General features: G+C 44.6%; 2 tRNA genes and 2 rRNA genes. All 4 read left to right on the forward strand.

Going from position 1 to position 1,164, the window contains the following annotated elements:
- Window positions 1-153 (forward strand): 16S ribosomal RNA (locus tag BZG82_RS16095); the annotation flags it as partial.
- A 90-nt stretch (window positions 154-243) separates the two neighbouring features.
- A tRNA-Ile gene (locus BZG82_RS16100) sits at window positions 244-320 on the forward strand.
- 108 nt (window positions 321-428) lie between these two features.
- A tRNA-Ala gene (locus BZG82_RS16105) sits at window positions 429-504 on the forward strand.
- A gap of 514 nt (window positions 505-1,018) precedes the next feature.
- A 23S ribosomal RNA gene (locus BZG82_RS16110) occupies window positions 1,019-1,164 on the forward strand; the annotation flags it as partial.

The following is a 1,164-nucleotide window of genomic DNA, read 5'->3' on the forward strand; positions in this document are numbered from 1 at the left end:
TTGTACACACCGCCCGTCACACCATGGGAGTGGGCTGCACCAGAAGTAGATAGCTTAACCTTCGGGAGGGCGTTTACCACGGTGTGGTTCATGACTGGGGTGAAGTCGTAACAAGGTAGCCCTAGGGGAACCTGGGGCTGGATCACCTCCTTACTGACGCTATTCTTGCGAGTGTTCACACAGATTGCACGGTCAAAAAGTCAAAGAGATACGAGTTCCTTAGTTAAGGCTCGTACCTTAGATGGGTCTGTAGCTCAGGTGGTTAGAGCGCACCCCTGATAAGGGTGAGGTCGGTGGTTCAAGTCCACTCAGACCCACCAATTTCTCCTGATGCGGCGTTGATGCCTTCCTCGTTTAGTTTACTAAACGTCGAAATGCCTCGCCTTGCTTCAAAAGAAATTGGCACCAGCATCTAAGGAATTAATGATGGGGCTATAGCTCAGCTGGGAGAGCGCCTGCTTTGCACGCAGGAGGTCAGCAGTTCGAACCTGCTTAGCTCCACCACTTTTTAAGCACATTTATAGCAAGTGTTTTTAAAAAGTGGATTATCGTATTGATAGATTCACATGCTCTTTAACAATCTGGAAAGCTGACGAGTCATTCTTTAAAGAATGACAGTAAAGTTCTCAATCAGTGACAGAAATGTCACTCACACAATCAAGTGTGCTTGGGCTTTGTCTTAGTAATAAGCAAAGTCTCTATTTTGAGTCCGGCAAAAACAAAACCTTAATTAGTTGATGATTCAACACTCAGTGGGTTTGNCACATGCTCTTTAACAATCTGGAAAGCTGACGAGTCATTCTTTAAAGAATGACAGTAAAGTTCTCAATCAGTGACAGAAATGTCACTCACACAATCAAGTGTGCTTGGGCTTTGTCTTAGTAATAAGCAAAGTCTCTATTTTGAGTCCGGCAAAAACAAAACCTTAATTAGTTGATGATTCAACACTCAGTGGGTTTGCGACGCAGATTTCTTTTTTAGACAATCTCGCCGTAAATAAAACCTCTTGGGGTTGTATGGTTAAGTGATTAAGCGTAGACGGTGGATGCCTTGGCAGTCAGAGGCGATGAAGGACGTATTAACTTGCGATAAGCCCAGATAAGGCAGTAAAAGCCATTTGAGTCTGGGATTTCCGAATGGGGAAACCCACCTGCATAAGCAGGT

The sequence above is a fragment of the Salinivibrio sp. PR5 genome (genome assembly GCF_001996085.1).
GTDB lineage: Bacteria > Pseudomonadota > Gammaproteobacteria > Enterobacterales > Vibrionaceae > Salinivibrio > Salinivibrio proteolyticus.